The 26248-nt window shown below is 66.1% G+C and carries 22 protein-coding genes; 4 read left to right on the top strand and 18 right to left on the bottom strand.

Annotated elements, in window-relative coordinates; genetic code table 11:
* Positions 1-31: 31 nt before the first annotated feature.
* Positions 32-517, bottom strand: coding sequence for a 2-amino-4-hydroxy-6-hydroxymethyldihydropteridine diphosphokinase (gene folK, locus D7Y61_RS19840; protein WP_180868784.1), 486 nt, complete (start codon positions 515-517; stop codon positions 32-34).
* A 90-nt stretch (positions 518-607) separates the two neighbouring features.
* On the opposite strand from folK, the gene D7Y61_RS19835 reads away from it, so the two are divergent.
* Entirely contained in the window at positions 608-1348 is a 741-nt protein-coding gene (locus tag D7Y61_RS19835; RefSeq protein ID WP_180868782.1) for a 20S proteasome subunit A/B, read from the top strand.
* Between the two features lie 80 nt (positions 1349-1428).
* Here the strand turns inward: D7Y61_RS19835 and D7Y61_RS19830 are convergent, their stop codons facing one another.
* The 4 genes from D7Y61_RS19830 to D7Y61_RS19815 all read right to left on the bottom strand — a co-directional run bounded on the left by D7Y61_RS19830 (position 1429) and on the right by D7Y61_RS19815 (position 5814).
* Positions 1429-2940 (bottom strand): ATP-binding response regulator, encoded by a 1512-nt coding sequence (locus tag D7Y61_RS19830; RefSeq protein WP_180868780.1) that lies wholly within the window; start codon positions 2938-2940, stop codon positions 1429-1431.
* A 4-nt stretch (positions 2941-2944) separates the two neighbouring features.
* Positions 2945-3385 (bottom strand): response regulator, encoded by a 441-nt coding sequence (locus D7Y61_RS19825; protein WP_005411057.1) that lies wholly within the window; start codon positions 3383-3385, stop codon positions 2945-2947.
* Entirely contained in the window at positions 3382-5199 is a 1818-nt protein-coding gene (locus D7Y61_RS19820; protein ID WP_180868779.1) for a sensor histidine kinase, read from the bottom strand. The genes D7Y61_RS19825 and D7Y61_RS19820 overlap by 4 nt, the downstream gene beginning before the upstream one ends.
* A gap of 231 nt (positions 5200-5430) precedes the next feature.
* The gene (locus tag D7Y61_RS19815) at positions 5431-5814 is read right to left on the bottom strand and encodes a BON domain-containing protein (protein WP_180868777.1); all 384 of its coding nucleotides are present in this window, start codon (positions 5812-5814) and stop codon (positions 5431-5433) included.
* Between the two features lie 171 nt (positions 5815-5985).
* Here D7Y61_RS19815 and D7Y61_RS19810 point away from each other — a divergent pair, with 171 nt between their 5' ends.
* Positions 5986-7029, top strand: a complete 1044-nt coding sequence (locus tag D7Y61_RS19810) for an oxidoreductase (protein ID WP_180868775.1) — start codon at positions 5986-5988, stop codon at positions 7027-7029.
* Positions 7030-7315: 286 nt separating this feature from the next.
* Here the strand turns inward: D7Y61_RS19810 and gnd are convergent, their stop codons facing one another.
* From gnd to D7Y61_RS19775, 7 genes are all read right to left on the bottom strand, one after another.
* The gene (gene gnd / locus D7Y61_RS19805) at positions 7316-8221 is read right to left on the bottom strand and encodes a phosphogluconate dehydrogenase (NAD(+)-dependent, decarboxylating) (RefSeq protein ID WP_180868773.1); all 906 of its coding nucleotides are present in this window, start codon (positions 8219-8221) and stop codon (positions 7316-7318) included.
* A gap of 10 nt (positions 8222-8231) precedes the next feature.
* On the bottom strand, positions 8232-9467 hold the full coding sequence (locus D7Y61_RS19800; RefSeq protein WP_180868785.1) for a hypothetical protein: 1236 nt from the start codon (positions 9465-9467) through the stop codon (positions 8232-8234).
* A 17-nt stretch (positions 9468-9484) separates the two neighbouring features.
* Positions 9485-10075: a DUF2242 domain-containing protein gene (locus D7Y61_RS19795; protein ID WP_180868772.1), complete on the bottom strand. Its 591-nt coding sequence runs from the start codon at positions 10073-10075 to the stop codon at positions 9485-9487.
* A gap of 224 nt (positions 10076-10299) precedes the next feature.
* On the bottom strand, positions 10300-12477 hold the full coding sequence (locus D7Y61_RS19790) for a carboxy terminal-processing peptidase (RefSeq protein ID WP_180868770.1): 2178 nt from the start codon (positions 12475-12477) through the stop codon (positions 10300-10302).
* Positions 12478-12750: 273 nt separating this feature from the next.
* The gene (gene lipA / locus D7Y61_RS19785; RefSeq protein WP_053450823.1) at positions 12751-13761 is read right to left on the bottom strand and encodes a lipoyl synthase; all 1011 of its coding nucleotides are present in this window, start codon (positions 13759-13761) and stop codon (positions 12751-12753) included.
* Between the two features lie 18 nt (positions 13762-13779).
* Positions 13780-14490, bottom strand: a complete 711-nt coding sequence (lipB, locus tag D7Y61_RS19780; RefSeq protein WP_180868768.1) for a lipoyl(octanoyl) transferase LipB — start codon at positions 14488-14490, stop codon at positions 13780-13782.
* A complete protein-coding gene (locus D7Y61_RS19775; protein WP_005411067.1) occupies positions 14478-14756 on the bottom strand; it encodes a YbeD family protein in 279 nt (92 codons plus the stop codon). Before D7Y61_RS19775 ends, lipB begins: the two co-directional genes overlap by 13 nt.
* A 264-nt stretch (positions 14757-15020) precedes the next feature.
* Between D7Y61_RS19775 and D7Y61_RS19770 the strand changes: the two genes are divergently transcribed.
* Both D7Y61_RS19770 and D7Y61_RS19765 read left to right on the top strand, forming a co-directional pair.
* Entirely contained in the window at positions 15021-16094 is a 1074-nt protein-coding gene (locus tag D7Y61_RS19770) for a lipid A deacylase LpxR family protein (RefSeq protein ID WP_180868766.1), read from the top strand.
* A gap of 288 nt (positions 16095-16382) precedes the next feature.
* Positions 16383-17369 (top strand): trypsin-like serine peptidase, encoded by a 987-nt coding sequence (locus D7Y61_RS19765; RefSeq protein WP_180868764.1) that lies wholly within the window; start codon positions 16383-16385, stop codon positions 17367-17369.
* Between the two features lie 95 nt (positions 17370-17464).
* Here D7Y61_RS19765 and D7Y61_RS19760 read toward each other — a convergent pair whose 3' ends face one another.
* The 6 genes from D7Y61_RS19760 to mrdA form a co-directional block, all read right to left on the bottom strand.
* Entirely contained in the window at positions 17465-18682 is a 1218-nt protein-coding gene (locus tag D7Y61_RS19760; RefSeq protein ID WP_180868762.1) for a D-alanyl-D-alanine carboxypeptidase family protein, read from the bottom strand.
* Positions 18683-18782: 100 nt separating this feature from the next.
* Positions 18783-20060 carry a septal ring lytic transglycosylase RlpA family protein gene (locus tag D7Y61_RS19755; RefSeq protein ID WP_180868758.1) on the bottom strand — a complete coding sequence of 426 codons (1278 nt, stop codon included), beginning with the start codon at positions 20058-20060 and terminating at the stop codon, positions 18783-18785.
* Positions 20057-21202, bottom strand: a complete 1146-nt coding sequence (mltB, locus tag D7Y61_RS19750; protein WP_180868757.1) for a lytic murein transglycosylase B — start codon at positions 21200-21202, stop codon at positions 20057-20059. The genes D7Y61_RS19755 and mltB overlap by 4 nt, the downstream gene beginning before the upstream one ends.
* Before the next feature lie 610 nt (positions 21203-21812).
* Complete coding sequence (gene rodA, locus D7Y61_RS19745) at positions 21813-22892, bottom strand: rod shape-determining protein RodA (RefSeq protein ID WP_180868756.1); 1080 nt, start codon at positions 22890-22892, stop codon at positions 21813-21815.
* Between the two features lie 168 nt (positions 22893-23060).
* Complete coding sequence (rodA, locus tag D7Y61_RS19740) at positions 23061-24173, bottom strand: rod shape-determining protein RodA (RefSeq protein ID WP_180868755.1); 1113 nt, start codon at positions 24171-24173, stop codon at positions 23061-23063.
* Positions 24170-26245, bottom strand: a complete 2076-nt coding sequence (gene mrdA, locus D7Y61_RS19735) for a penicillin-binding protein 2 (protein WP_180868753.1) — start codon at positions 26243-26245, stop codon at positions 24170-24172. Before mrdA ends, rodA (D7Y61_RS19740) begins: the two co-directional genes overlap by 4 nt.
* Positions 26246-26248 lie beyond the last annotated feature (3 nt).

The raw sequence follows: 26248 nt of genomic DNA, 5'->3' as shown, positions 1-26248 counted from the left end.
GGTWGKGCCGGCCGCTGGCCGGCAACCTCCGTCATTCGAGGTCCACCACCTCGAACGCCTCGCCAAACTGCGTGTGCGCGCGCCACAGCGTGGCCAGGTCCTGCCCACTGACCGGGTCGATGAAATCCGGCGCGATGTCTGCCAAGGGCTTCAGCACAAAAGCGTGCTTCAGCTCCGGGCGCGGGATGCGCAGGTGGCCCGGGCCTTCCACCACCAGGTCACCGTAGAACACCACGTCGATGTCCAGGGTGCGGTCGGAAAAGCGTGGCCCGCTGCGGTCGCGGCCGTGCGCGTCTTCCAGCGCATGCAGCCAGTCGTCCAGTTCCTGCAGCGGCAGGTCGGTGTCGATCGCCACGGCATTGTTGAGGAAGGCCGGGCCGTCGAAGCCGACCGCGGCGGTACGGTAGGCGGGCGACACCTGCAGTGCGCCGAAGCGCTCGCGCAGGGCCGTCACCGCGGCGAGGAGGTAGCGGCGGGGCTGGACGTTGCTGCCCAGGCTCAGGAGCACGGTGGTCATGCGTTCAGGTGACGGCACTTGGGGGGCGTGGACATGCCGTCGTCACGGCGGCCTGCCTACAATCCGGGACGCACATGATAGGGCACTGACATGACCTATTGCGTTGGAATCGAGGTGGACGAAGGCCTCGTCTTCGCTGCCGACACCCGGACCAATGCCTCGCTGGACGATGTGCGCGTGCACCGCAAGCTGCACGTGTTCGAGTACCCCGGCCAGGCAGCCTACGTGCTGATGGCGGCCGGCAACCTGGCCACCACCCAGTTGCTGGTGTCGCGTCTGGGGCGCGACGCCAGTGAACGACGCACGCCCAACCTGCACGACATGACCCACCTGTTCGAGGCTGCCGAGTATGTCGGCCGGCTGCTGGTGGACAGCCAGGTGCACAGCAGCCACAGCGAGCATGGCCATGACGGGGTCAACACCCAGGCCACGCTGATCTTCGGCGGCCAGATCGCCGGCGAGCGGCCCGGGCTGTACATGGTCTATCCGCTCGGCAACGCCATCGCCGCCTCGCCGGAGACACCCTACCTGCAGATTGGTGAGTCCAAGTACGGCAAGCCGATCCTCGACCGCATCCTCAGCCCGGCCACGCGCCTGGAGGACGCCGCGCGCACGGCGATCGTCTCGCTGGACTCCACCATCCGTTCCAACCTGTCGGTGGGCCTGCCGATTGATCTGGCGCTGCTGCGCGATGGCGAGCTGCGCATCGCCCAGCAGCTGCGGCTGGGTGCGGATTCGGCGTTGTATGCGGACATCCACCAGAACTGGTCGCGACGGCTGGAACAGGCGGTGGACAGCCTGCCGCGGTTCCCCTGGGAAACCGTCCTGTAGAGCCGAGCCCATGCTCGGCTGTCGAGGTCAATGCGAACAGCAGCCGAGCATAGGCTCGGCTCTACAGAACCTCAGCGGCATCAACCCAGCGCTTCAGCCACCGCGCGGAACACCTGCTGCATCTGCAGCGGCTTGTGAAGCAGATGCACCTCCACGCCGTCCGGGAACGCATCGGCCGCGACCGGCAATGCCGGTTCCTCCAGCACCAGCGCCGGGCCGCGATAGCCCAGTGTGGCCATCTCGCCCAGCAGCTGGCTGGCCGGCAGCAGCTTGGAACCGGCATCGGCGATCACCAGCGCGGGCATCGCCTCCTGCTGCATCCAACGCAGTGCCGCCGGGCCATCCGAGGCCAACTGCAACTGGTACCCCTGGCTGGACAGCGCATTGCCAAGCAGCGACAGGCGCGTTGCCTCGCCATCCACCACCAGGATCGACTGGCCGCTGCCCAGGGCCACCAGCTGTTCGATCGGCTCGCTGCTATCGATGGCTTCGTGCATCGGCAGTCGCAGTTCGAAGCAGGTGCCCTGCCCCGGCTGGCTGCTGACATGAATGCTGCCGCCGGCACCTTCGACGATGCGCTTGCAGGAAATCAACCCCAGCCCGGTGCCGTCGGCCTTGGTGGTGAAGAACGGATTGAACAGGTGCGACAAGGTGTCCGCATCCATGCCGATGCCTTCGTCGGCCACCCGGATATGCATCCAGTCCACCCCATCACGCTGACCGGCATGGCTGGCGGTGAGGCTCAGGCGACCACCGTTGGGCATCGCCTGGATCGCGTTGAGCGCCAGGTTCAGCATCACCTGCTGCAATTCGGTGTAGTTGGCATCGACCACCAGGCCTTCGTCCCGCACCTGCAGTTCCAGGCGCACGGCGTCGGGCACGTTGCTGCGCAACAGCAGTGCCACCGCATCGAACAGGCCATCGATCTCGATGCGCTCGCTCGGCTTGCGCGAACCGCGCACGAACGACAGCATCGATTCGGCCATCTCATGGCCACGCCGGCCGCACTCGGCGATGACATCGGCCAGATGGTGCAGCTGCGGATCGTCGGTACGCGCCTTCAGCAGGTCGGGCATGATCAGCAACGGCTGCAGGATATTGCGCAGGTCGTGGCTGAGGCCGGCGGCGAGCAGCGACAGGCTTTCCAGGCGCTGTGCACGCATCAGCTCGGTTTCCACCCGGGCGCGTTCGATCGCACTGCGTGCATCACGGATCGCACGTGCCACCGCCGACGGCAGGCGCGCTGGCTGGTGCTTGATGATGTAATCGTTGGCGCCCTTCTGCAGCGCCGCCACCGCGTTCTCCTCACCCATGGTGCCGGAGACGAAGATGAAGGGCACCTCAGGCGAAGTCTCGCGCACGATACGCAGCGCTTCGTCACCGGAGAACCCGGGCATGCTCAGGTCGGACAGCACGATGTCCGGCTGGAACGCAGCCAGCGCCTGGCGCAGTTCCGCCTCGCTCTCGACACGCTCGAAGCGGGCTTCCAGGCCCGCATCGAGCATCTGTTCGGACATCAGCTCGGCATCTTCCGGTGAGTCCTCCACCAGCAGGATGCGCAGCGCCCCCAGGGCGGGACCGGTCAGGGGCATGGGATCACTCGAGTTCCGGTGCCTGGTTGATCAACGCCCAGAACTTGCCCAGGGTCTGTACCGCGCCGAAGAACTGGTCCACGTCCACCGGCTTGACCACGTAGGCGTTCACGCCCATGTCCCAGCTGCGGGCCAGGTCGCTTTCCTCGCGCGAGGACGACAGGATCACCACCGGCAGGCGCTTGAGCTCTTCGTGCTCGCGGATCTGCCGCAGCACTTCCAGACCATCCATGCGCGGCATCTTGATGTCCAGCAGCAGCACCGCCGGCAGGCCTTCCTCGCGGTTGGCGAAGGCACCGCGGCGCAACAGGTAGTCCATCACTTCCACGCCATCCTCGACGTGCACGATGGGGTTGGCCAGACGCGCCTCTTCCAGGGCGTCGATCGCCATTTCGGCGTCAGCCGGGCTGTCTTCGGCGAGAAGAATGGTGCGCAGAGTGGTCATGCAGAAGGCCCTTGTTTGTCCGCATCGATCGCGGGAGGCAGGTAGAAGTGGAAGGTGGCGCCGACGTCCGGTTCGGCCTCGGCCCATATACGGCCGCCATGACGGGTGAGCACGCGGCGCACGCTGGCCAGGCCGATGCCGGTACCCGGGTAATCGCTGGCCTTGTGCAGGCGCTGGAAGACACCAAACAGCTTGCCGGCATAAGCCATGTCAAAGCCTGCACCATTGTCGCTGACCGTGAACTGATGACCACCGTCAGGCTGCGGCTGGTAGTCCACGCGGATCTTCGCCGGTTCGCGGTTGCCCGAGTACTTCACCGCGTTGCCGAGCAGGTTCAGCCAGACCTGACGGATCATGTTCTCATCGCCCACCACGATCGGCAGCGGCGCGATGCTCCACTCCACGTGGTGCGCTTGGTCGCTGTTCCCGGCCTCCGCCTGCAGGTTGGCATCGAGCATGGCGCGGGTATCGGCCACCAGCGACTGCATGTCCACCGCCTGCTGGCGCATTGCCGCGCGGCCCAGCCGCGAATAGACCAGCAGGTCGTCGATCAAGGCCGCCATGCGCCGCGCCGAACTGGAGATTACCTCCAGGTAATGGCGGCTCTTGTCGTCGGCGGCATCGCCGAGATGGCGCGACAGCTTGTCGGAGAATCCGGCCACGTGGCGCAGCGGCGCACGCAGATCGTGCGAGACCGAATAGCTGAAGGCTTCCAGCTCCCTGTTGACCTCGGACACCTGCGCAACCTTGCCTTCCAGCTGGCGGTTCAGTTCCTCCACACGCAACTGCACGGCACGCTGCACGGTGACGTCGCTGACCGTGAGCAACACCACTTCGTCGTCGGTGTCCGGCAGCGGCATGCGCCGCGCGTTGAGCAGCATGTAGCGCACCATGCCATCGGCGGCTCGCTGTTCATGCTCGAAGTCCCACAGTTCGCGGCCGCGCAACAGCACATCGGACAGTCGCTGGCGCACTACCGGATCTTTCCACGCGCCGTCGCCGACGGTGTCCAGCAACAGGCCATCAGCGCGTTCATCCTGCAGCCCATACAGCTCAGCGAAGGCCGGGTTATGCAGTTGTACGCGCAGATCGCGGTCGAGCAGCACGATCGGTTCACGCACGGTCTGCAGCACCGAGGCAGCACGTGCCGCCGAGCGCAGCGATTGCCGCTCGGCATGCAGGCGGCGCCCGATCTGCCGCTGCAGCAGCCACAGCACCAGACCGAGCAGCGACAACTGCACGACCAGCGAGCTCCACGACACCAGCTCGGTCTGCTTGCGCTGGCGTGCAGCCTGTTCGGCACGCAGCGCCAGCAGCTTCTGCTCGCTCGCCTGAAGTTCTTCCACCAGTCCGCGGATCGGGTAGCGCGTACTCAGGTCCTGCACCAACGCGCGCTGGTCGCTGTTCGGCTCGGACCTGGCCAGTTCGCGCGCCAGTGCCAGGCGCCCTTCCAGCATGGATTCGATGCGCCCGATGCGGATCAGCTGGTCAGGGTTGTCGCGGGTCAGCCGGCCCAGCTCGGCCAGTCGCCCGGGAATCTCGTTGGCCTTGGCCATGCGTACGCGCAGGCCCGGCGCGTCGACGCCCTTGGACAGGGTGAGTGCAGCCGATTCGACATCGCGGACATCGGCCTGCAGTTGCTGAAGGGCCACGCCGACGGCCTGGGTATGGTTGACCCAGGCCATTGCCTGCTCGTTGTCCTGCTGCAGTTTGCGCAGGGTCAACCACGGCACCACGATGATCGCGGCGGCCGCCAGCGCCAGGGCCGGCAACCGCCAGCGGTCCCAGATGTCGTCACTGAAAACCAGCGCCATGGTTCCTCGTCAGCCGAGCCGCGAATCGTAGATCGGGACGGACCCGACAGCGGCGGAACCGGCAATATAGCGCAGGCGGTCACACTGGCGGGCGTTCTGGCCCGGCAGGCTGAACGGGTTGGCAATCACACCTGTAGAGCCGAGCCCACGCTCGGCTGGGACCCAAAGGCAGCCGAGCATGGGCTCGGCTCTACATGGCAGCGGGCGCCCCGCTTGGGGCGCCCACCGCGGTCAGCGCTTGGCGGCAGCGCTGACCTTCAGTGCAGCAGCATCAACGCGGGTCACGCCCTTGATGCCCTTGGCGGTGGTGACCGCCTTGTCTTTTTCGGCCTGGGTCGCCACGGCGCCACTGAGGCTGACCACGCCATTCACCGTTTCGACCTTGATTTCAGTGCCGGGGACATTGCTGCTGGCGAGCAGATCAGCCTTCACCTTGGTGGTGATCCAGCTGTCAGTCACCGGCTCATTGGAATCATGGCGATCGGCATGGGTCGCCGGATGCGTACTGGTGGGCGGGCTCTTTGCGGCCGGGTCCTTGGCGAATGCGGCCGAGGAGGACAGCGCCAGGCCCAGCGTCAGGGCGGAGGCAATCAACGTGCGGGTGGTATGGCTCATCGTGTCGTACTCCTTCGGGATGTGCTGCCAGTCTGGACAAGCACACGTGGAGCAGGCGTAGCGCTGCGGTCATGCTGCCGTGAATCGAGCCGTTTCCAACGGCAACGGTTCAGTTTGGGGTTGCCGCCGCCGGTCGTTTACCCTGCCCTTCCCCACCGCCGGAGCTCTGCCATGCGCGCCGACCTGCAACTGGCCCTGATCGGTTACGGCCTTGCCGGCCGAGTCTTCCATGCGCCATTGATCCAGCACACGCCGGGCCTGGCGCTACACAGCATCGTCAGTTCGCAGCGCGACACGCTGCTGCGCGCGTTCAGCGACGTGCACGTGCGCGCCACGCCGCAGGAGGTGTTCAACGACCCCGCAGTGGACGCGGTGGTGATCGCCACACCCAATGAACAACACGCGCCGCTGGCGATCGCAGCTCTGGCGGCGGGCAAGCATGTGCTGATCGACAAGCCGTTCGCACTGGACGTGGCCGAAGCTGAAACGGTACTGGCTGCAGCACGAGAGGCGGGTCGCATCGCCACTGTGTTCCAGAACCGGCGCTTCGATGCGGATTTTCTCACGCTGCAGGCACTGCTGGCCGAAGGTGTACTGGGTGAGGTAGCCGAATGCCACGCGCACTTTGATCGTTACCGGCCGCAGGTGCGTGACCGTTGGCGCGAGCAGGACGGCCCCGGCAGTGGCCTGTGGTACGACCTTGGCCCGCATCTGCTGGACCAGATGCTGGTGCTGTTCGGCTGGCCCGAGGCGATCGACGCGGATCTGGCCGTGCAGCGCGAAGGCGGTGCAGGCATCGACTACTTCCACGCCGTGCTGCACTACCCACGACATCGCGCCATCGTGCATTCCGGTTCACTGGTGGCGGCGCAGACGCCACACTTCAGCGTGCATGGCAGCCAGGCCAGCTGGATCAAGCATGGCCTGGACGTGCAGGAGGCACAACTGCGCCGCGGTGTAGCGCCGGGGGCACCGGGCTGGGGTATCGACCCGCGGCATGGTGAACTGGTGCGCTGCGATGCCGAAGACAACGTGCAGCGCACGACGGTCGACAATCTGCCCGGCGACTATCGATGGCTGTATGCGCAGTTCGCGGCGGCCATGCATGGCGACGGCGAAGCCACGGTCAGCCCGGTGCAGGCACTGCAGCTGATGCGGCTGCTGCAGGCAGGCATGGACAGTGCACGCGAGGGGCGGCGAATCGCGTTGGGGTGATCGGCAGGGCTGCGCCCTGCACCCGCAGAAGCGGTAGTGCCGGCCGCTGGCCGGCAACCTCAACAGCAACAGCAAGAGCAAGAGCCGGCTATCCGTGAGATGGCAGGGTGGGTCCGGTTGCGGGGGACGCCATAACCCCATCCTTGAAGTGCCCCCCGCAACCGGACCCACCCCGCCTTCGACGGATTGCTGCAATCTGTCGAAATCGCATGACCTGCTCCTGGTGGGTGTCGACCTTGGTCGACACGTAGATCCACGCCATGCGTGGATCTACACCAATCGCTTCCTATGACTTCTTGATCGCGTGCCCGCCGAACTCGTTGCGCATCGCCGACAACAGGCGGTCGGTGAACGAATTGGATTCGCGCGAACGCAGGCGCTCCAGCAGCGAAAGGGTGATCACCGGTGCCGGTACATCCAGTGCGATCGCTTCGGCTACCGTCCAGCGCCCTTCGCCGGAATCCTCCACATACGGCGCGATGCCATCCAGCGACGGATTGCGCTTGAGGGCTTCGGTGCTCAGGTCCAGCAGCCAGGAACGTACCACGCTGCCGTGGCGCCACACCTCGGCCACCTGCGCCAGGTCAAGCTCCATCTCCTGCTTGCGCTCCATCAGCGCGAAGCCTTCGGCATAGGCCTGCATCATTCCGTACTCGATGCCGTTGTGGACCATCTTGGTGAAGTGGCCGGCGCCAGACGGTCCGACACGTGCCCAGCCGCGATCTTCGGCCGGTGCCAGCGTGCGCAGCAGCGGTGCGATCTGCTCCACCACCGACGCTTCGCCACCGACCATCAGGCTGTAGCCTTCCTGCAGGCCCCACACGCCACCGCTGGTGCCGCAGTCGACATAGCCCAGATCGTCCTCGGCCAGCGCCTTGGCGCGGCGGATCGAGTCCTGGTAGTTGGAGTTGCCGCCGTCGATGACGATGTCACCTTCGGCCAGGTGCGGGGTCAGCAGGCCCAGGGTCTGGTCGACGGTTTCGCCGGCCGGCACCATCAGCCACACCACGCGCGGTACCGGCAGCGCGGCAACCGCGGCGGCCAGCGAATCAACCACTTCCAGGCCGGCCTCGGCGGCGCGCTGGCGGGCGCCCTCGCCCGGGTCGTAGCCGACCACGCGGTGGCCGCCGCGATGCAGGCGTTGGGCCATGTTGGCGCCCATGCGGCCGAGGCCGATCATTGCAATATCCATTGTTTCACCTTCAGTTGGGGTCTAGGGTCAGGCTGCCTGGCCTGCCGGTAGCCGCGCAGTGGCGCAGCTGCGCCTCGCGCCAACGCCGGTAGAGCGTGGTATGCAGATTGTGCACCGCCAGGTCGATCGAAAACGGCGTTCGCGGGTTGCGATCGAGCAGGCGGGCGATGTGGTAGCCGATGGGACGTATACCGCGTGGATGCACATAGATCACGAACTGCTGGTAGAACGGATCGTCCAGCAGCTGGTCCATGCGTGCCAGCGTGTCGTGGTAGCGCGGTTCCAGCCGTGCACGAAGGTTGGGATCGCGCTCGAACAGCAGGCGCTCGAAGTAGCGCTGGCCGATGCGCGGGATACCCTGCGCGAGTTTCCAGAGTTCGACATTGCGCTGGTCGTACCAGGCCAGTCCGCCATGCGCAGCCAGTGCCTGCGCGGCGCCCTCGCCCACCTCGACCACGACGAAGTTCTCGGCCTGGTTGCTCAGGTCATCCAGCGTGCCCTTGTCGTACACGTGCTCGATGAAACCGGGCACACCGACGAAGGCCTGCCGTCCCATCGCCGAGGTGCGCACCGCCTTGCCATCGGCGAAGAAATCACCCGCGTGGGCTCCGAGCAGGATGCTGTCGGTCTCGTGCAGGGCGAGGAAAGTGCCGATCGACAGTTCATCCGCTGCGAACTCCGTATCGAACGCGGCATCACCATAAAGCTCTCGTTGCGTGGCCAGCTGCGCGACCTGGCGGCCGACCCCGCATTCGGCACGCACTGCACCGCTGTAGAACGCCTCCAGTGCATGACTGTTGCCCGCGCTCGGCACGAAGCCACGACCGAAACTGCGTGTGCGCTGCCAGCCTTGCGCGCGTGGGCCCTGCAGGCCGAAGCCGATCCAGCCCAGCTGCGGGCCGGAGAAGCGGAAGGTGGGGTTGTCCTGCAGTGCGGTCGCGGCACGTTGCGTGGCGGCGCCCACCTGGAAGGCATAGGCGCAGACCGTGGCCGGATCGTCCAGCAGCTGCTGCAGCCACACATGGCGGGCGGCAGCCGGCATTTCCGCCGGCCATTGCACGCGCAGATCACCCGCCGCCTGTGCCTCCTGCAGCGACGCGCGCGTGCACACCGGACCACCGCGCACCTGCGGTGCCCTGATCGCGCGTGTTTCGAAGTGCCACCCCAGGCGCTGCAACAGGCCCTGCGTGCAGTCCAGCGGCGCGGCGGCCGCGCCAAGCGCGGGCAGCAGCAGGGCCACGCCCATCCATCTGCCGCGCACGATCAACCCTGGTCCGTGCTGGCCGGTGGGGGTTCGGGAGTTGCAGCGGCGGGAGGCGCGGGCGTGCCGGTGTCCGATGGCAGGTACTGCTGCAGGCGCTGGAAGAAGCGTCGATAGAACTCGGCATCGGTAACCGTGCTGCTGGCCACCTTCACCAGCGAGTCGTCGTTGCTGCCGAACGGCAGCGATACCGACCCCAACGCGCCGACACCGACACTGGCCGAGGTCGGGCTCTTCTTCAGCGCATAGCGATCCTGCACCGCGCTGACGAACACCAGCGTCTGGCTGCCGCGCGGCGCACAGGAAATGCGCAGCACCAGTTGCTCATGGTCGTCATCGCGCGGCTGGAAATTCTTGTTGCCCTCCACCTGTGCCGCATCGGAACGCGCAATGGCATAGCCCTGGCTGAGCAGGGTGCGGCGTGCCGCTTCACATGCATCTCCCGGGCGACCATCGACGGTGCGCGAGAAGGTGTCGCCGGAGTCGAAGGACTCACGCAGCAGGGTGCTGTCGGCGGCGCGGCCACCACAGGCCGACAGGATCAGGGCGCTGCCAAACGCCACAACGGCACTGGAAAGACGGGAGGCCCGCATGGGTACTCCTGCGAGGACGGTACCGCCAAGGGTAGTCCTGCGGCCGTGTGCGGCGGGTCGAAACCGGCATGACCGGGCCACCCCGTTGCTGCCTGTTCATGCACGAAAAAAGGGACGGAGGGAATTAAGTCGTTTGTGCCACAAACGACTTAATTCCCTCCGTCCCCTTTTCAAGCAGAAGGGCCGGCAATGCCGGCCCTTCGGACTTCACATGCAGCTACCGGTCAGTCAGCCCAGCGGCCGGCACCGGTGGACTGCGGCAGCACCTGCGCAGACAGCGGGCGGTCGTTGACCAGCAGGTTCACCGCGTCGGCCAGGATCGAGGCCGATTCGCGCAGCAGCGGGTCCGGACGCTTTTCAGCGGCCTTCTCGCGGGCGGCGTCCTTTACGATGTCACGCTCGTTGCCGGTCAGGCCATCATCGCTGCTGTCATCGGCCAGCGGATCCAGGGCCAGGCCCAACTCCTTGCGCATCACCTGGCGCTCCTTGCGCTGCGCGTCCTGGCGCTCACGCTCGGCGCGACGGGTCGCCTCGTTGAGCGAAATGTACTTCTTCGCCGCTTCGGTGCGGAACTGCTGCACGTCTTCATTCCACCACTGGAACTCCTTGTCGGTGGCAATGCGGGTGTCATGGCGGGTTTCCAGCTTCGGCAGCAGCGGTGCGAAGTTGCCGTACTGGGTGTGCGGCACGGCAGCAATGCGGGTCCACGGAAGCGCATTGTCGTAGGTGCTTTCACCGAATTCGGTGGCGTCGACGCTGGCCGGGAAAGCCAGGTCCGGCACTACGCCCTTGTGCTGGGTGCTGCTGCCGCTGATACGGAAGAACTGGGCAATGGTCAGCTTGACCTGACCGAAGCGCTGGGTCTCACCACTCGGCCAGCGATCGAGGTCGACGATGTTCTGCACGGTGCCCTTGCCGAAGCTGGTCTCACCGATCACCAGGCCACGGCCATAATCCTGGATGGCACCGGCGAAGATCTCCGAGGCCGAGGCAGAACCGCGGTTGATCAGGACCGCCAGCGGGCCATCCCACGCCACGCCCTGGTTGCGGTCGCTGTTGACGGTGACGCGGCCACCGGACTCACGCACCTGCACCACCGGGCCCTGCTCGATGAACAGGCCGGTCAGTTCAATGGCTTCATCCAGCGAACCACCGCCGTTATTGCGCAGATCCAGCACCACGCCATCCAGCTTGTCGTTCTTGAAGCCGGCCAGCAGCTTGGCCACGTCGCGGGTCGCCGAGGCGTAGTCGGCGGCATTGCGGCGACGGCCTTCGAAGTCCTGGTAGAAGGTCGGCAGCTTGATCACGCCGATCCTGCGCGCCGGCTCGCCATTGGCGGCCGGGATGGTCATGGTTTCACCCTTGGCGGCCTGTTCGGCCAGGCGCACCTTCTGCCGGGTCAGTACCAGGGTGTGGTGCTTGCCATCGGCGCCCTCGGCGGCCGGGATGAATTCCAGCTTGACCTGGGTGTCCTTGGCACCACGGATCTTGGCCACGACATCGTCGATGCGCCAGCCGATCACATCCTCGACCTGGCCGGACTTGCCCTGGCCCACGCCAACGATGCGGTCGCCAGGCTTCAGCGTGCCGTCCACCGCGGCCGGGCCGCCGGCGATGATCTCGCGGATCACCACCACATCATCCTGGCGCTGCAGCTGTGCACCAATGCCTTCCAAAGACAGCGACATCGCCTGGTTGAAGTTCTCGGCGGTGCGCGGGGTGAAGTAGTCGGTGTGCGGATCAACCGCGCTGGTGTACGAATTCATGAAGAACTGGAAGACGTCTTCGCCCTTCAGTTCGTTGACCGATTTTTCCAGCGTCGCGTAGCGCTTGTCCAGCGTCTTGCGGATGTCATCCGGCTTCTTGCCGGCCAGCTTCAGGCGCAGCCAGTCGTTCTTCACCGACTTGCGCCACAGCTCATCCAGCTCGGCGCTGCTGGCCGCCCACGGCACCTTCTTGCGGTCGTATTCGAAACGCTCGTCGGTGGTGAAGTCCGGCTCCTGCTTGAGCAGCTTGCGCGCATAGGCCACGCGCTCGCCAACGCGCTGCTTGTAGACGGCAAACACCTGGAACGACGGTTCCAGCTCGCCGCCGCGGATGGCCGAAGCAATGTTGGCCTCGAACGGGGCAAAGCGCGCCACGTCGGCCTGGGTGAAGTACTGCTTGCCGCCGTCCAGCGTTTCCAGATAGCGCTTGAACACGTCCTTGGAGGTGGCCTCGTCCAGTGCGCGCGGGCGGTAGGCGTAGCGGCTGTCGGACAGCAGGCCGTAGACCAGCTTGGAGGTGGTCACCTGATCGGCGGTGGCCGCAGCGGGCAATGCGGGCGAGTCGGCCTTGGCCGCCAGCGCCAGCGGCGCGACCAGCGCCAGGGCCATCAGGAATGCGGGGGCTTTGAATTTCATTGACGTGCTCGAAGGCGCCTTGCCAAGGGGGAGACTGCAGGGTGTTCAGACATCCCGACAGTGCCGAAAGTTGCCGGGTTTGTCACCCGGCCGCGCTCGGTGGAAAACCAGCCTAGCGGGGCCGGTGTAGCAAATTGTGAATGCATGTAGAGCCGAGCCCATGCTCGGCTGGCCGGCAGCAAGCAGCCGAGCATGGGCTCGGCTCTACGGCAGGCAGAGGTGTGCGAACCAAGGTTCGCACCCACGGGAAACAATCCCCCCACCGGCACGGTGTCAGGAAACGCCGGCGCCCTTGGCCTGTACGTCGGCGTGGTACGACGAGCGCACCATCGGGCCGGAGGCCACGTGGCTGAAGCCCAGCTCGTAGCCGTAGTCTTCCAGCGCCTTGTAGTCTTCCGGGGTCCAGTACTTCAACACCGGGTGGTGGTGCGCGGTCGGCTGCAGGTACTGGCCGATGGTGATCATGTCCACGTCGTGCGCGCGCAGGTCGCGCATGGTGGCCTTGATCTGTTCGAACTCTTCACCCAGGCCCAGCATGATGCCGCTCTTGGTCGGCACCTCCGGGTGCTGCGCCTTGAAGTTCTTCAGCAGGTTCAGCGACCACTGGTAGTCCGCACCCGGGCGCACGTTCCGGTACAGGTCCGGCACGGTCTCGATGTTGTGGTTGAACACATCCGGCGGGTTCTGCGCCAGGATCTCCAGCGCGCGCTCCATGCGGCCCTTGCCACGGAAGTCCGGGGTCAGCACTTCGATGCGGGTGCCCGGCGATTTCTCGCGGATGGCGGTGATGCAGTCGACGAAGTGCTGGGCACCACCGTCGCGCAGGTCATCGCGGTCGACGCTGGTCACCACCACGTACTTCAGGCCCATGTCGGCCACGGTCTGGCCCAGGCTGGCCGGTTCGTTGGCATCCGGCGGCTTCGGGCGTCCGTGGGCCACGTCGCAGAACGAGCAGCGCCGGGTGCAGACCTCACCGAGGATCATGAAGGTGGCGGTGCCATGGCCGAAGCACTCGTGGATGTTCGGGCAGCTGGCTTCCTCGCACACGGTCACCAGGCGGTTTTCGCGCAGCTTGGCCTTCAGGTTCTGCACGGCATTGCCCGAAGGAATGCGCACGCGGATCCAGGACGGCTTGCGCAGCACCGGCGCATCGGCGAACTGCACCGGCGACCGGTTGATCTTGTCACCGCCCAGCTGCTTGACCCCGGCCTGCAACGGCGCGGCGGACGGAGAGTCGCCCTGCACGATCTGCAGGGGAATGGAACGGGCGGTGGTTTCAGTCATGGCAGTTCCGGGGGGCGGTCAGGCGGCCGCAGAAAGATCGGGCAGTTCCGGCGTGTGCTGCAGCAGCAGGCCGAACTGGCGGGCCAGGTGGTCCAGCAGCACCGGCTTGACGGCATCCATCCCGGATGGGCCGCCCAAGTCTACCACCGAGGTCACCTGCAACCCCTGGTAGCCACAGGGATTGATGCGGTGGAAGGGTTCAAGGTCCATGGCCACATTGAAGGCCAGGCCGTGGAAGGTGCAGCCGCGGCGCACGCGGATGCCGAGTGCGGCGATCTTGGCGCCCCCCACGTAGACGCCCGGGGCGCCCTCGCGGCGTTCGGCACCGATGTTCCACTCGGCCAGGGTGTCGATGATGGCCTGCTCGATGCGGCACACGTAGTCACGCACACCGATGCCCAGCCGCGGCAGGCGCAGCAGCGGATAGACCACGATCTGGCCAGGGCCGTGATAGGTCACCTGGCCACCCCGGTCCACGTGCAGCACCGGAATGTCACCCGGCGCCAGCACGTGCTCGTCCTTGCCTGCCTGGCCGAGGGTGAACACGGGGTCGTGCTCGACCACCCACAGTTCATCTGCGTCCTCGTCGGTACGCTGGTCGGTGAAACGCTGCATGGCGCGCCACACCGGCTCATAGGCCTGGCGCCCCAGGTCACGGACCACGGCCGGGCGCGGCGCGCGCTCTTCCGGAGCGGCGTCGACCGGGCAGCTGTCGGCTACAGCGTCCACTTCACTTCCGGGTGGTCGCGCAGCGCCTGGTGGGCCAGGTCGTACTGTTCGCGGCTCTCGGCCTTGAACACGATGCGGACGGACACGTACTTGCCGTTGGACGAATGCTTCCAGCTGATGCGTTCATTGACGACATCGATGCCGGCGGCCAGCAGCAGGCGGGGGAGCTCATGTTCCAGGCCGCGGTTGGCCGGGCCCATGGCGCTGAGCTCGAACTGGCCGGGGAACTGGAAGCCGTGGTCGGGGTTGTCGGACTTGATTTCCATGCACCCATTATCGGGCCGCAGGGCAACAAACCCAAGAGTATTCATCAAAGTCAAAAGGCGCACGGGTGAGTCGCTGCGTTGCAGCTGAACGGGCGTTCAGCATTGGTCATGGCCCGAGCCAGCGTCCCAGCGTCGCGCAGGGTTGTCTTCACGAGACAATGTCGTTTTCGGAACAGACAAGTGATCCGAACGCGCTCGTTCCATCACGCCCGCGCGAGTACCGTGTCGCGGCATATAACGACAGACAGAAAAAGACCGTCCCCCATGAGCTCCCCTTCCCAACGTCGCCTCGCGGCCCTCGGGCTGTCCGGCCTGCTCGCCGCTGCCCTTCCCCTTGCCGCCCAGGCCGCCGAACAATGTGGCCCGGACGCGATGCGCGACCACCCGCCCCAGGTCAATTTCCGCGTCGACAACGACCTGTTCGGCGGCCGCCACCAGGACCAGGGCTATACCAACGGTGCGCTGCTGACCCTGGTCTCACCCAATCTGGTCGATTACACCGACGACCCCTGCCTGCCGCGCATGGCGCGCTGGGTGAACCAGTATCTGGAAGGGCTGCATCCGGGCAAGTTCGAACAGCAGAACATGATCTTCAGCATCGGCCAGGGCATCTTCACCCCGACCGATTTCAGCCGCAGGGACCTGATCGAGGACGACCGCCCTTACGCCGGCGTACTGATCGCAAACTTCGGATTCAATGCGCGCAGCGGCGACCGCCTGCAGACCACCCAGCTGACGGTGGGCGTGGTGGGCCCGTGGGCACAGGGCAAGCAGGTGCAGAATGCCGTGCACGAAGTGCTGGGCGACGAGAAATTCAAGGGTTGGGACAACCAGCTGCACAACGAGCCGCTGTTCATGCTGACCCATGAGCGCATGCGTCGCTGGCCGGGCGATGCCAGCATCAATGCCGACGGCTGGGGTTGGGACGCGATCAGCCACTATGGCGGGTCGATCGGCAACCTGGAAACCAAGGCCAACCTCGGCGGTGAAGTGCGCTTCGGCTGGAAGCTGCCGGACGACTTCGGCAGCACGCCGCTGCGCCCGGCCGGTGAGAACACTGCGCCGACCCGCAGCAGCCGTCCCAATGGCTGGTCCTGGCATCTGTTCGCGACCTCGGACGCGGCCTGGGTGATCCGCGACATCACGCTGGACGGCAACACGTTCCGCAACAGTCACAGCGTGGACAAGCGCCATGTGGTGGCCTACGGCGGTTACGGCGTTGCCGTGATGTACGGCCGCTGGAAGTTCGCTGCCGCGCGCTACCACAGCACGCGCGAGTTCAATGGCCAGCGCGAGGCGCCAGTGTTCGGCAGCTTCACCATCAGCCGCTCGCTGTAAGCGGGGCACTGATGGTGAAACGGGTAGCTGCCGACCGTTGGTCGGCACACCGGTTTGCACCACTCACAGTACGGGACACCCATCCCGTCGGGAGGGTTCCGTCGGGAATGACCCGACGGCATTGCCCAGGCAGAGACCGGAATGCTCGGTCTCGGGGTGAGATGGCCATGGACAGTGCCGGCCGATCATGGGCCTGCCAATGAAGCGGGCTGAAAGTACAACTTCTCTCATGGTGCAACCGCTGGCACCACGCTATCTCTGCCTGCACCCCCGAGCAGAGAACCTGTCATGTACAACCAGCCATATGCTTTCCGCGCGGCCATCTGCATGGCGATTGCCGCGTGCATTGCGACATCGGCCCGTGCGCAGTCCGGTGATCTGGTTGAACGTTGGATGGACACCTCGCAGGAAGAGGTCCTCACCTACTGGACCAATGAAAAACTCGCCGCTGTTCCTGACAAGGGAGACGTTCCCACCAAGCCGCCGGGGCAGGATCCCCTGCAGACCGACGGCGACCCGTGGTGGGGTACGGGTCCACACCCAGCAGGTGTTGGACGGCTTTTCCTGGTCCGCCCGGATGGCAAAGACGCCTCATGCACAGCCACCGTGGTCGACAGCCCAGGTGGCGACGTCCTTTTGACAGCGTTGCATTGCCTTGCGCTGCTGGACGAGCTCGGTGCCGTCCACTGGAGCAGCCACTTGCTGTACGTACCGCTTTTCCAGAATGGCACCGCGCCGTTGGGAAAGTATCCGATACGGCGAATCGTCACACCGCAGGCCTCGATTTCCGGCGTGCTCGACACCGGTTTCCTGCAGACCCACGCCGACGCATCCGGCCAAGGACCTGCACACCGTACTGGCAGCCAGGCCATCCGTTTCGATCAGCGACCGGCAGTCGGTCCGCGCGTCAGCTTCGGCTACCCCGTTTCGGCCAACGGCATCGGCCTCATCCCGCCAACACCTTGGTACGAATTCGGCAATCCCGAATACACCGGCCAGCAACTGGCCTATTGCGCCACTGCACGCGTTGAATTGTCAGGCTGCCGACCGTTCGGTTCGGACAGGATTCTTCAGTGGGGCCTTGCGTGCGTGCAAGGACCCGGTTCCAGCGGGGGCCCGGTGCTGGAAGACTTCGATTTCGACAGCGGCCGTGGGATCGTTGTAGGGGTAAACAGCATGGGCGTGGTCAACGACGGCCGCGCACACCTTTGCTCTGCCGAGACCGAGTCGCTGGCCGAACGTGCCTACCGGTACATCCAGCAGCAGACACCCTGAAGCAACAATATTCTCCATTCGACCCCGCACAGCGATTGCAATAAAGAAAAGGCCGGCATTCGCCGGCCTTCTGCTTCACCACGCCGGGGCGTGGATCATTCCGATTCCCACCACATCCAGAAGCTGTCCCACAGGCGCTTGAAGAAGCCGGCCTGCTCGACCGCAGCCACCGCCACCAGCGGTGCTTCCGCAACGACCTTGCCATCCAGGGTCACCTTCACGGTGCCGATCTGCTGGCCGGCGGTGAACGGCGCTTCCAGCGTCTTGGGCACGTCGATGCTCGGCTTCAGGTCGTTGTAGCGGCCGCGCGGCACGCTCACCAGCATCGGCTGCGCAACGCCCAGCTGCACCTTGTCGGTGGTGCCCTTCCAGACCTTGTGCTCGGCCACGGCCTTGCCCGGCTCGTACAGGCGGTGGGTCTCGAAGAAGCGGAAGCCCCAGTTCAGCAGGGCCAGGCTGTCGTCGGCACGCTGCTTCTCAGACGCACCGCCCAGCACCACGGCGATCAGGCGCTGGTCACCACGCTGGGCCGAGCTCATCAGGCAGTAACCGGCCTCGGAGGTGTGGCCGGTCTTGATGCCGTCCACACTGCCATCGCGCCACAACAGCAGGTTGCGGTTGGGTTGCTTGATGTTGCCGACCTGGAATTCCTTGATCTTGTTGTACGCGTAGGTTTCCGGGTAGTCGCGCACCATCGCCCGGCCCAGCAGCGCCAGATCGTAGGCGGTGCTGTGGTGGCCTTCGGCGGTCAGGCCATGGGCGTTGACGAAGTGCGAATTCTTCATGCCGATCTTGGCGGCGTAGCTGTTCATCAGCGAGGCGAAGGCCTCTTCGCTGCCGGCCACGTGTTCGGCCAGGGCGATCGCGGCGTCGTTGCCGGACTGGATCGCCATGCCCTTTTCCATGTCTTCCAGACGTGCAGTCTGATTGACCGGGAAGCCGCTGTAGCTGCCGTCGGTGCCGGCGCCACCTTCGCGCCAGGCGCGCTCGCTCATCATCACCTGGTCATCCGCACGGACCTTGCCGTTCTTGACCTCGGCGGCGATCACGTAGGACGTCATCACCTTGGTGATGCTGGCCGGGGCCAGCTGCTCGTGGACGTTCTCGCCAGCCAGCACCTGGCCGGTGGCGTAGTCCATCAGCACCCAGGCCTTGGACACGCTCGGCGCCGGCGCCGGCGGAGTAGCAACGGTGGCCGGGGCAGCGGCGGCGGCAGGCGCCGGGGTGGCCGGAGTCGGCAGCGGCGTCTGGGCGGAAGCCAGGCCCACCACCAGGGTGGCGGCCAGGGCGGTGGCGGCGGAACGGAAATTCATTGGACAGCAGGCTCCAGGGGACGGCCGGGAATGGAGGGTGGAACGTAACGGCCATTGTAAGGCCGGGGGAGCATGGGCCGGCAGCACCGGCCCGGGTGGATCAATCCTTGACGATCTGTGGCGAACCCAGGCCGAGACCGGCGATGCGACCGGCAAGTTCCGCGGCGCTGGCATGGTCGCTGGCAGGAACGCGCAGGCGGAACAGGGTACGACCACCCGCGGCGATGTCGCTGATGGTCGCGCCAACGATGCCGGCGGCACTGAGCTGGCCCATCGCACGGTTGGCGTTGTCGCGGTTGGAGAAGCTGGCGACCTGCACCATCACCGCGCCAACCACCTGCTGCGACAGCGTGGGTGCCGCCGGTGCGGCGGATGCCGAACGCACCGGAGCGGATGCCACGGTACGTGGGGTAGTGCTGGCTGCGACGGCCAGGGCAGGCGCCGTGCTGCGCACCGCTGGCGCGCTCGGCGGCAGGCTGCTGACCGCCACGTCCGGCGCGGTGCTTGCCACGCCCTGGGTGGTGGCCGGCTGGCCGCGAGCCGGGGCGCGATCGGTCGGCAAGCGGTTGACCAGGCGATCGATGTCGCTGTCGATGGAAGCTCGAGGGGCCGGTACCGGGCGCGCACTGGCCACGGCGGTAGCGGCGGCAGCTTCAGCAGCGCGACGCTCGCGACGCGACGGCTTCTGCGCCATCAGGTTGCTCTCGCCCGGCTGCAGCGCGCGCACCTCGACGTTGCCGGTTCCGCGCTGGGTGATGCCCAGGCGCACGGCGGCGGCGTAGCTGAGATCGACCACGCGGCCATCGTGGAACGGGCCACGATCATTGACGCGCACGATCACCGACTCGCCGTTGTCCAGGTTGGTCACGCGGGCGAAGCTGGGCAGCGGCAGCGTCTTGTGCGCGGCGGTGAACTGGTACATGTCGTAGACCTCGCGGTTGGAGGTCAGGCGGCCATGGAACTTGGCGCCGTAGTACGACGCGGTGCCACGCTCGACGTAATTGCGCGTGTCGTCAAGCACCTTGTACGACTTGCCCAGCACCACATAGGGCGTCTTGTTGCCGATCGCCGAGCGTTCCTCGGCGGTCACTTCCGGCTCGGGAATGCAGGCCACGTTGGGAATGTAATCCGGCGTGCTGTCACGTACCCCTGGCTTGTACAGGCCACCGGCGGTGTAGTTGCCGCGCGTGTTGGGGTCTTCCTTTGCCGCCGCATACGGCGAGCCTTCCGGGCAGTGTGCCGGTCGCGAACCACGGCCCTGCACCAGCGTGCCACCAGGCTTGCCACCATGGCCGGCCGTGGCCGGCTTCTTCGGCGCGCTGCTGCAGGCCGCCAGCGCAAGGACGATCAAGCTCGGGACCAGCCATCTGATGTTCATGCCGGGGGCAGCTCCTGTCCGGCGATGGCCTGGGACAACTGGAACACGGCCATCGCGTACATCTTCGAGAGGTTGTAGCGGGTGATCGCGTAGTAGTTCTGGAAGCCCAGCCAGTACTGCTTCCCGGTGCTGCCTTCAAGCGTGATCGGAGTGGCGGTGGCGCCCGGCTGCACCGGCGCGCTGGGCTGGTAGCCGCGCTGTGCCAGGTCGGCCAGCGACCAGGTGGGCATCCATTCGGTAGGATTGAACGCCTCGCGGCCCGGCGCCAGCGTGGCCGGCACGGCCACCTGGCCACCGCGCACCCAGCCGCCCTTCTTCACGAAGTAGTTGGCGATGGACGAGAACACGTCGTCGTAGCTGTTGAACAGGTCGCGGCGCCCATCGCCGTTGCCGTCCACCGCATAATCGAGGTAACTGGACGGCATGAACTGGCCCATGCCCATCGCACCGGCATAACTGCCCTTGAGCGTGGTGATGTCCAGCTTTTCTTCGCGACCCAGCTCGAACAGCTTGGCCAGCTCATCGCGGAAGAACAGCTCGCGGCGCACTTCGCGTTCCAGCTTGGCTGGGTCGCCGCTGCGCGGGTAGTAGAACGCCAGCGTGTACAGCGCATCGAGCACGCGATGGCTGCCGGCATTCTTTCCGTAACTGGTTTCCACGCCGATGATCGCCACGATCACTTCGGCCGGCACGCCAGTGCGCTGCTGCACGCGATCCAGTTCGGCACGGTGTTTGGCCAGGAACGCGCGGCCGCCATCGATGCGTGCCTTGCTGATGAACATCGGCCGGTACTCGTTCCACGGCTTGACCCGTTCGGCCGGACGCGACATCGCAGCGATGATCGGCTGGCGCACCTGCGCCTGGTCGAGCACGCTGCTGATCTGCTCCGGCTTCAGGCCATAGCGCTTGGCGGTATCGGCAATGAAACGGGCCCGCGCGACCTCGAACGGCACCGGAGTGAGATCGACCGGCGGCGCGGTGGCCGCTGTGGCTTCAGGTGCGGCCTCGGCCGGGCCATGGGCCTTGGTGGCGGGCTGGCGCGGCGTACTGCTGGCCTGGGGCGAAGACGGTGGGGACTTCGGCTGGGTCGCGCAGGCGACCAGGCCGAGGGTGAGCATGCAGGCCAGAGTGCGTCGAATCATCGTCGCAGGTTAGCAGGTCATGGATGAATTAAAACCCCTAACACCATGAATCACAACGATTTGCCCGCGTTCAGCGGGAAATGTGAAGGCGTCGTGATCGTGCTTCCCCATTCAGATAGAGGTGGCCGGTTGCGTCCCCATCCCCGCAGACGCAACCGGCGACCGGATCCGGTCGATACCTGCGCGGCTGCCGCTCCCCAGTGGCAGTGCCCCGCGCTCCTTGTATCCGTTGGATCAGTACTGCTCCCGCCCGACGCCCCCTCGCGCTGCAACGATTGACGGCGCGCCGTGCCGAACGGGCCGCCATTGTGCAGGCCGATTACGACAAGTCCATTGATCAGGATCAACGCGGCGTAAAAGTGTGAGCTCTTTAACAATTTTTCTGGACTTTGGTCAGTTGCAATGCCCCCGCGCGTTGTTGTGAGAACGCTTCCACAACAGGCGTTGCGCAGAGTCATAAGGCCACGGGGGCCGGATACGAAGGCGGAGGCGGTAGAGTTGACTGTCAGTCGACTGCTCTCGCTTCCAGTCGACATGCTCTTGCTTCGGTGGTGAAAATCCCGCGCTGCACGCGAGAGTCGACTGACAGTCGACTCTACCTCCGGGCCCGCTATCCGCCATGCACGGGCCGGTGCCCCCGCACCGCCATCACCAACCCGATGCCGGCAAGCAACGACACCGCCGACGTGCCACCGTAGCTGATCAACGGCATCGGAATGCCCACCACTGGCATCAGGCCGGAAATCATTCCGCCGTTCACCAGCACGTAGACGAAGAACGCCAGCCCCAGGCTGCCGGCCAGCAACCGTGCGTGCGTGTCACGCGCGTGCACGGCAATCCACAGGCAGCGCCCGACCACGAACAGGTACAGCGCGAACACGGTGGCCACGCCGATCCAGCCAAACTCCTCGGCCAGCACCGAGAACGCAAAGTCCGTGGTGTACTCGGGCAGGAAGTCCAGCGTGGCCTGCGTGCCCTGCCCCCAGCCGCGTCCGTCCCAGCCGCCTGAACCAATCGCGATGCGCGACTGCAGGATGTTCCAGCCGGTGCCAAGTGGATCGGCCGCCGGGTCAAGGAAGGTCAGAACGCGATCCTTCTGGTACTGCCGCAGCAATCCGAACCATGCCAATGGCGCGGCCACTGCCAATCCAGCCGCACCTGTCGCCACCCAGCCCCAGTGCAACCCGGCCAGCAACAGGGCAAACACACCACTGGCCGTGACCAGCGTGGCGGTGCCGAGGTTGGGTTGCAGCAGGATCAGCACAGCGGGGACGCCGATCAGCACGACGGCGGTCAGTACAGTGCGCGGCGACGGTGGCAGCGGTTGCCGATGCAGATACCAGGCCATCATCAGCGGCAGGCTGAGCTTGAGCAGCTCGGACGGCTGCAGGTAGAACACGCCGAGATTGAGCCAGCGCTGCCCATACTTGCCGGTGCCGATCACATACACCGCCATCAGCGGCAGCATCGACAGCGCGTAGATCGCCGGCGTCCACGCGCGCAGGCGCAGCAGCGAGATGCGCGACAGCATCCACATCGCAGCCAGGCCCCCGGCGAAGCGCGCCCCCTGCCCGGCCACCGGGCCGGACACGCTGTGCAGCACGGCCAGGCCCGCGCCCATCAGGATCAACAGCGCGACGAGCAACGGCAGGTCTATCGTGCGTACTGCCTCACGGCAGCCGCCAAGCATTCGTTTCCAGTCCACACTGGCACGGTAGCAATGCGTGCTTGCGTGAAGCTGTCGGGGGCCGCTGCATTTGTCGCGTCGAGCCGTGCTTGGCTCGGGGCGCATGCACTGTACGAAGGGCAGCCGAGCATGGCTCGGCTCTGCAAAGAGCAGGAGCAGGAAGCGCGGCGGCTAGCCGTAGCCGCCGTGCACCGGGTTGTGGCTGCGCACGGCCATCACCAGGCCGAAGCCGGCCAGCAGCGATACCGCCGAGGTGCCACCGTAGCTGATCAGCGGCATCGGCACGCCCACCACCGGCAGCAGGCCGGAAATCATCCCGCCGTTGACCAGCACATACACGAAGAACGCCAGGCCGGTGGCACCGGCCAGCAGGCGCGAATAGGAATCGCGCGACTGACTGGCAATCCACAGGCAGCGCCCGATCACCACCAGGTACAGTGCCAGTACGGTGGCCACGCCGATCCAGCCGAACTCTTCGCTCAGCACCGAGAACGCAAAGTCGGTGGTCTGCTCGGGAATGAAGTTCAGGTGGGACTGCGAGCCCTCGCCCCACCCCTTGCCATCGAAGCCGCCGGAACCGATCGCGATCTTCGACTGGATGATGTTCCAGCCAGCACCCAGCGCGTCCATCTCCGGGTCCAGGAACATCATGATGCGATCCTTCTGGTACGGCCTCAGCAGCCAGAACCAGGCGACCGGGGCCACTGCGGCCACACCGCCCACGCCCAATCCAACCCACCACCATGGCAATCCCGCCAGCAGCAGCACGAACACGCCGCTGGCGGCAATCAACACACCGGTGCCGAAGTCCGGCTGCAGCATCACCAGGCCGGTCGGCACGCCGATGATGACCAGGGCCACGAGCACGGTATTGAAGCGCGGCGGCAACGGCATCTTGTGCAGGTACCAGGCCACCATCATCGGCAGGCTGACCTTCAGCAGCTCGGCCGGCTGCAGGTAGAAGAATTTCAGGTCCAACCACTGCCGCCCGTACTTGCCGGTGCCAAGCACGAACACCGCCAGCAACGGAATCATCGAGATCGCGTAGATCATCGGCGTGGCCGAGCGGATGCGCAGGATCGGCACCCGCGAGATGCCCCACAGCGCGGCCATGCCCACTGCGAAGCGTGCCCCCTGGGCCATCACCAGGCTGTCGCCACCGGCACTTTTCAGAGTCGCCAGGCCGATCACCATCAGCGCGCCCAGGGCCAGGCACAGTACCCAGTCCAGCGTGCTGAAGAAGCGGCGCAGCATGTCGGCGGCCCAGCGCAGGAACACTCTCATCGCGTGGGCTCCGCAACCGTTGGGCGTGGTGTGGCCGGCAATACAGCAGCAGCCTGCGTGCCCGGCTGCGGCGCGGGTGCCGGTCCCGGCGTGGGTACACCTACCTGCACCGCGTGCTCACCCAGCTGCGCGGCAGCCAGGTCACCAGCCTGCCGCGCGCCAGCGTCTTCGTTGTCGAATGCGGTGGCGCCGATGGCGGTGGTGCCGCGCTCGCTGTCCAGCGGCTGCATGCCTTCGGGCATCTTGCCCAGCAGGTAGGCATCGAACACCTTGCGTGCGATCGGCGCGGCGGCCGAACCACCATAGCCACCGCCCTCCACCGCCACCGCGATCGCGATCACCGGGTTCTCGACAGGCGCGAAACCCACGAACAGCGCACGGTGGCGCAGGTGCATCGGCAGGCTCTTCGGGTTCACTGCAGCGGTGCCCTTGCGGCTGATGACCTGTGCGGTGCCGGTCTTGCCGGCCATCACGTACGGTGCACCCACTGCGACGCGCCAACCACTGCCGCCGGGCCGCATGGTGGCCATCATGCCCTCGCGCACCGCCTGCACGTTGTTGGGGTTGGGGCTGACCGGCTTGCTCGCTCCAGGCGGCGTTGCCGTCCAGTCGCTGTCGAAGCCGTCGCGTTGCTGGATCACCAGGTGCGGCGTGCGCAGCTGGCCATCGGCCAGTCCGCTGACGCCACGCGCCAGCTGCAGCGGGGTGACCTTCCAGTCGCCCTGGCCGATGCTGATGTTGACCGTGTCGCCGGGGTACCAGGCTTCCTTGCGGCTCTTCCGCTTGTACGCAGGCGACGGCAGGATGCCGCCGATCTCGCCCGTGAGGTCGATGCCGGTCGGCTGGCCGAAGCCGTAGTACTCCATGTAATGGTCGAAGCGCTCGATGCCCAGGTCCAGCGCCAGCTTGTAGTAGTAGGTGTTGACCGACTCGGCGATGGACTTGCGCAGGTCGGTCCAGCCGTGGCCGCCGCGATGCGCATCACCCCAGCCACGGCTGGTGCCGGGCAGGTAGAACATGCCGGTGGACAGCACCTTGTCTTCCGGGCGTCGCACGCCCGAGTCCAGGCCGGCCAGGCCGATCAGCGGCTTCAGCGTGGAACCGGGGGCAACGCCACCGAGCACCAGGCGGTTGAACTGCGGCCGCGACGGGTTCTCGTTCAGCGCTTTGAAGTCGGCATGGGAAATGCCGTTGACGAACAGGTTGGGGTCGTAGGACGGCAGGCTGACCATCGCCAGCACCTCGCCGGTACGCGGGTCCATCGCCACTGCCGAGCCTTCCTGGTCGCCGAATGCAGCCACCATCGCGCGCTGCAGGTCGGCGTCGATCGACAGCCGCAGATCGGCACCGGACTGCGCGGCCACCCGGCCGATGGTTCGGATGGCACGGCCCTGCACGTTGGTCTCGACCTGTTCATAGCCGACCTTGCCGCGCAGTTGCTGCTCGTAATAACGCTCCAGACCGGACTTGCCGATGTGGGTCAGCGCGGCATTGCCTTCGCCGAGGATCTCCAGATCCTTGTCGTCGACGCGACCGACGTAGCCGATGATGTGCGCGAACAGGTCGCCGTAGGGATAACGCCGGGTCAGGTAAGGCTCAAGCTCGACGCCGGGGAAGCGCCAACGGTCGACGGCGAAGCGCGCCATCTCTTCGTCGCTCATGCGCAGCTTCAGCGTGACCGGCAGGAACTTGCGGCGCGCCTTGCGCGACTTGTTGAACGCTTCCAGCTCTTCCGGGCTGATGCTGATGATCTTCGCCAGCCCTTCCAGGGTGGCATCCATGTCCTTGACCTTGTCCGGGGTCACGTCCAGGCGGAACGCTGGCACGTTCTCGGCCAGCAGGCGCCCGTTGCGGTCGTAGATCATGCCGCGCCCGGGCACCACCGGCCGCGGCTTGATGCGGTTGGCTTCCGAGCGCGTGGCGTAGACGTCGTGGTCAAGCACCTGCAGCTTGAAGTACCAACCCCCCAGGCCCAGCAGGCAGACCAGCACGCCCAGGAAGCCCAGTGCCGCACGGCGGCGGAACTGTTCGGCTTCGGCATGCGGGTTCTTGACCTGGCGGCGCGGGATCATCGA

Origin of the sequence: Stenotrophomonas maltophilia (genome assembly GCF_013464485.1) — a bacterium.
Lineage (GTDB): Bacteria > Pseudomonadota > Gammaproteobacteria > Xanthomonadales > Xanthomonadaceae > Stenotrophomonas > Stenotrophomonas maltophilia_AW.
This window is presented reverse-complemented; position numbering and strand designations above follow the sequence as displayed.

What these genes read in the sequence shown, in the direction of transcription:
- D7Y61_RS19800 (WP_180868785.1), bottom strand. Translation starts at nt 9,467, where the DNA reads ATGGGCGTGGCCCTGCTGCTGCCCGCGCTTGGCGCGGCCGCCGCGCCG.
- lipA (WP_053450823.1), bottom strand. Translation starts at nt 13,761, where the DNA reads ATGACTGAAACCACCGCCCGTTCCATTCCCCTGCAGATCGTGCAGGGC.
- D7Y61_RS19820 (WP_180868779.1), bottom strand. Translation starts at nt 5,199, where the DNA reads ATGGCGCTGGTTTTCAGTGACGACATCTGGGACCGCTGGCGGTTGCCG.
- D7Y61_RS19775 (WP_005411067.1), bottom strand. Translation starts at nt 14,756, where the DNA reads ATGGAAATCAAGTCCGACAACCCCGACCACGGCTTCCAGTTCCCCGGC.
- D7Y61_RS19755 (WP_180868758.1), bottom strand. Translation starts at nt 20,060, where the DNA reads ATGAACATCAGATGGCTGGTCCCGAGCTTGATCGTCCTTGCGCTGGCG.
- D7Y61_RS19835 (WP_180868782.1), top strand. Translation starts at nt 608, where the DNA reads ATGACCTATTGCGTTGGAATCGAGGTGGACGAAGGCCTCGTCTTCGCT.
- D7Y61_RS19795 (WP_180868772.1), bottom strand. Translation starts at nt 10,075, where the DNA reads ATGCGGGCCTCCCGTCTTTCCAGTGCCGTTGTGGCGTTTGGCAGCGCC.
- D7Y61_RS19790 (WP_180868770.1), bottom strand. Translation starts at nt 12,477, where the DNA reads ATGAAATTCAAAGCCCCCGCATTCCTGATGGCCCTGGCGCTGGTCGCG.
- folK (WP_180868784.1), bottom strand. Translation starts at nt 517, where the DNA reads ATGACCACCGTGCTCCTGAGCCTGGGCAGCAACGTCCAGCCCCGCCGC.
- rodA (WP_180868755.1), bottom strand. Translation starts at nt 24,173, where the DNA reads ATGAGAGTGTTCCTGCGCTGGGCCGCCGACATGCTGCGCCGCTTCTTC.
- mltB (WP_180868757.1), bottom strand. Translation starts at nt 21,202, where the DNA reads ATGATTCGACGCACTCTGGCCTGCATGCTCACCCTCGGCCTGGTCGCC.
- rodA (WP_180868756.1), bottom strand. Translation starts at nt 22,892, where the DNA reads ATGCTTGGCGGCTGCCGTGAGGCAGTACGCACGATAGACCTGCCGTTG.
- gnd (WP_180868773.1), bottom strand. Translation starts at nt 8,221, where the DNA reads ATGGATATTGCAATGATCGGCCTCGGCCGCATGGGCGCCAACATGGCC.
- D7Y61_RS19765 (WP_180868764.1), top strand. Translation starts at nt 16,383, where the DNA reads ATGTACAACCAGCCATATGCTTTCCGCGCGGCCATCTGCATGGCGATT.
- D7Y61_RS19810 (WP_180868775.1), top strand. Translation starts at nt 5,986, where the DNA reads ATGCGCGCCGACCTGCAACTGGCCCTGATCGGTTACGGCCTTGCCGGC.
- D7Y61_RS19770 (WP_180868766.1), top strand. Translation starts at nt 15,021, where the DNA reads ATGAGCTCCCCTTCCCAACGTCGCCTCGCGGCCCTCGGGCTGTCCGGC.
- D7Y61_RS19825 (WP_005411057.1), bottom strand. Translation starts at nt 3,385, where the DNA reads ATGACCACTCTGCGCACCATTCTTCTCGCCGAAGACAGCCCGGCTGAC.
- mrdA (WP_180868753.1), bottom strand. Translation starts at nt 26,245, where the DNA reads ATGATCCCGCGCCGCCAGGTCAAGAACCCGCATGCCGAAGCCGAACAG.
- D7Y61_RS19760 (WP_180868762.1), bottom strand. Translation starts at nt 18,682, where the DNA reads ATGAATTTCCGTTCCGCCGCCACCGCCCTGGCCGCCACCCTGGTGGTG.
- D7Y61_RS19830 (WP_180868780.1), bottom strand. Translation starts at nt 2,940, where the DNA reads ATGCCCCTGACCGGTCCCGCCCTGGGGGCGCTGCGCATCCTGCTGGTG.
- D7Y61_RS19815 (WP_180868777.1), bottom strand. Translation starts at nt 5,814, where the DNA reads ATGAGCCATACCACCCGCACGTTGATTGCCTCCGCCCTGACGCTGGGC.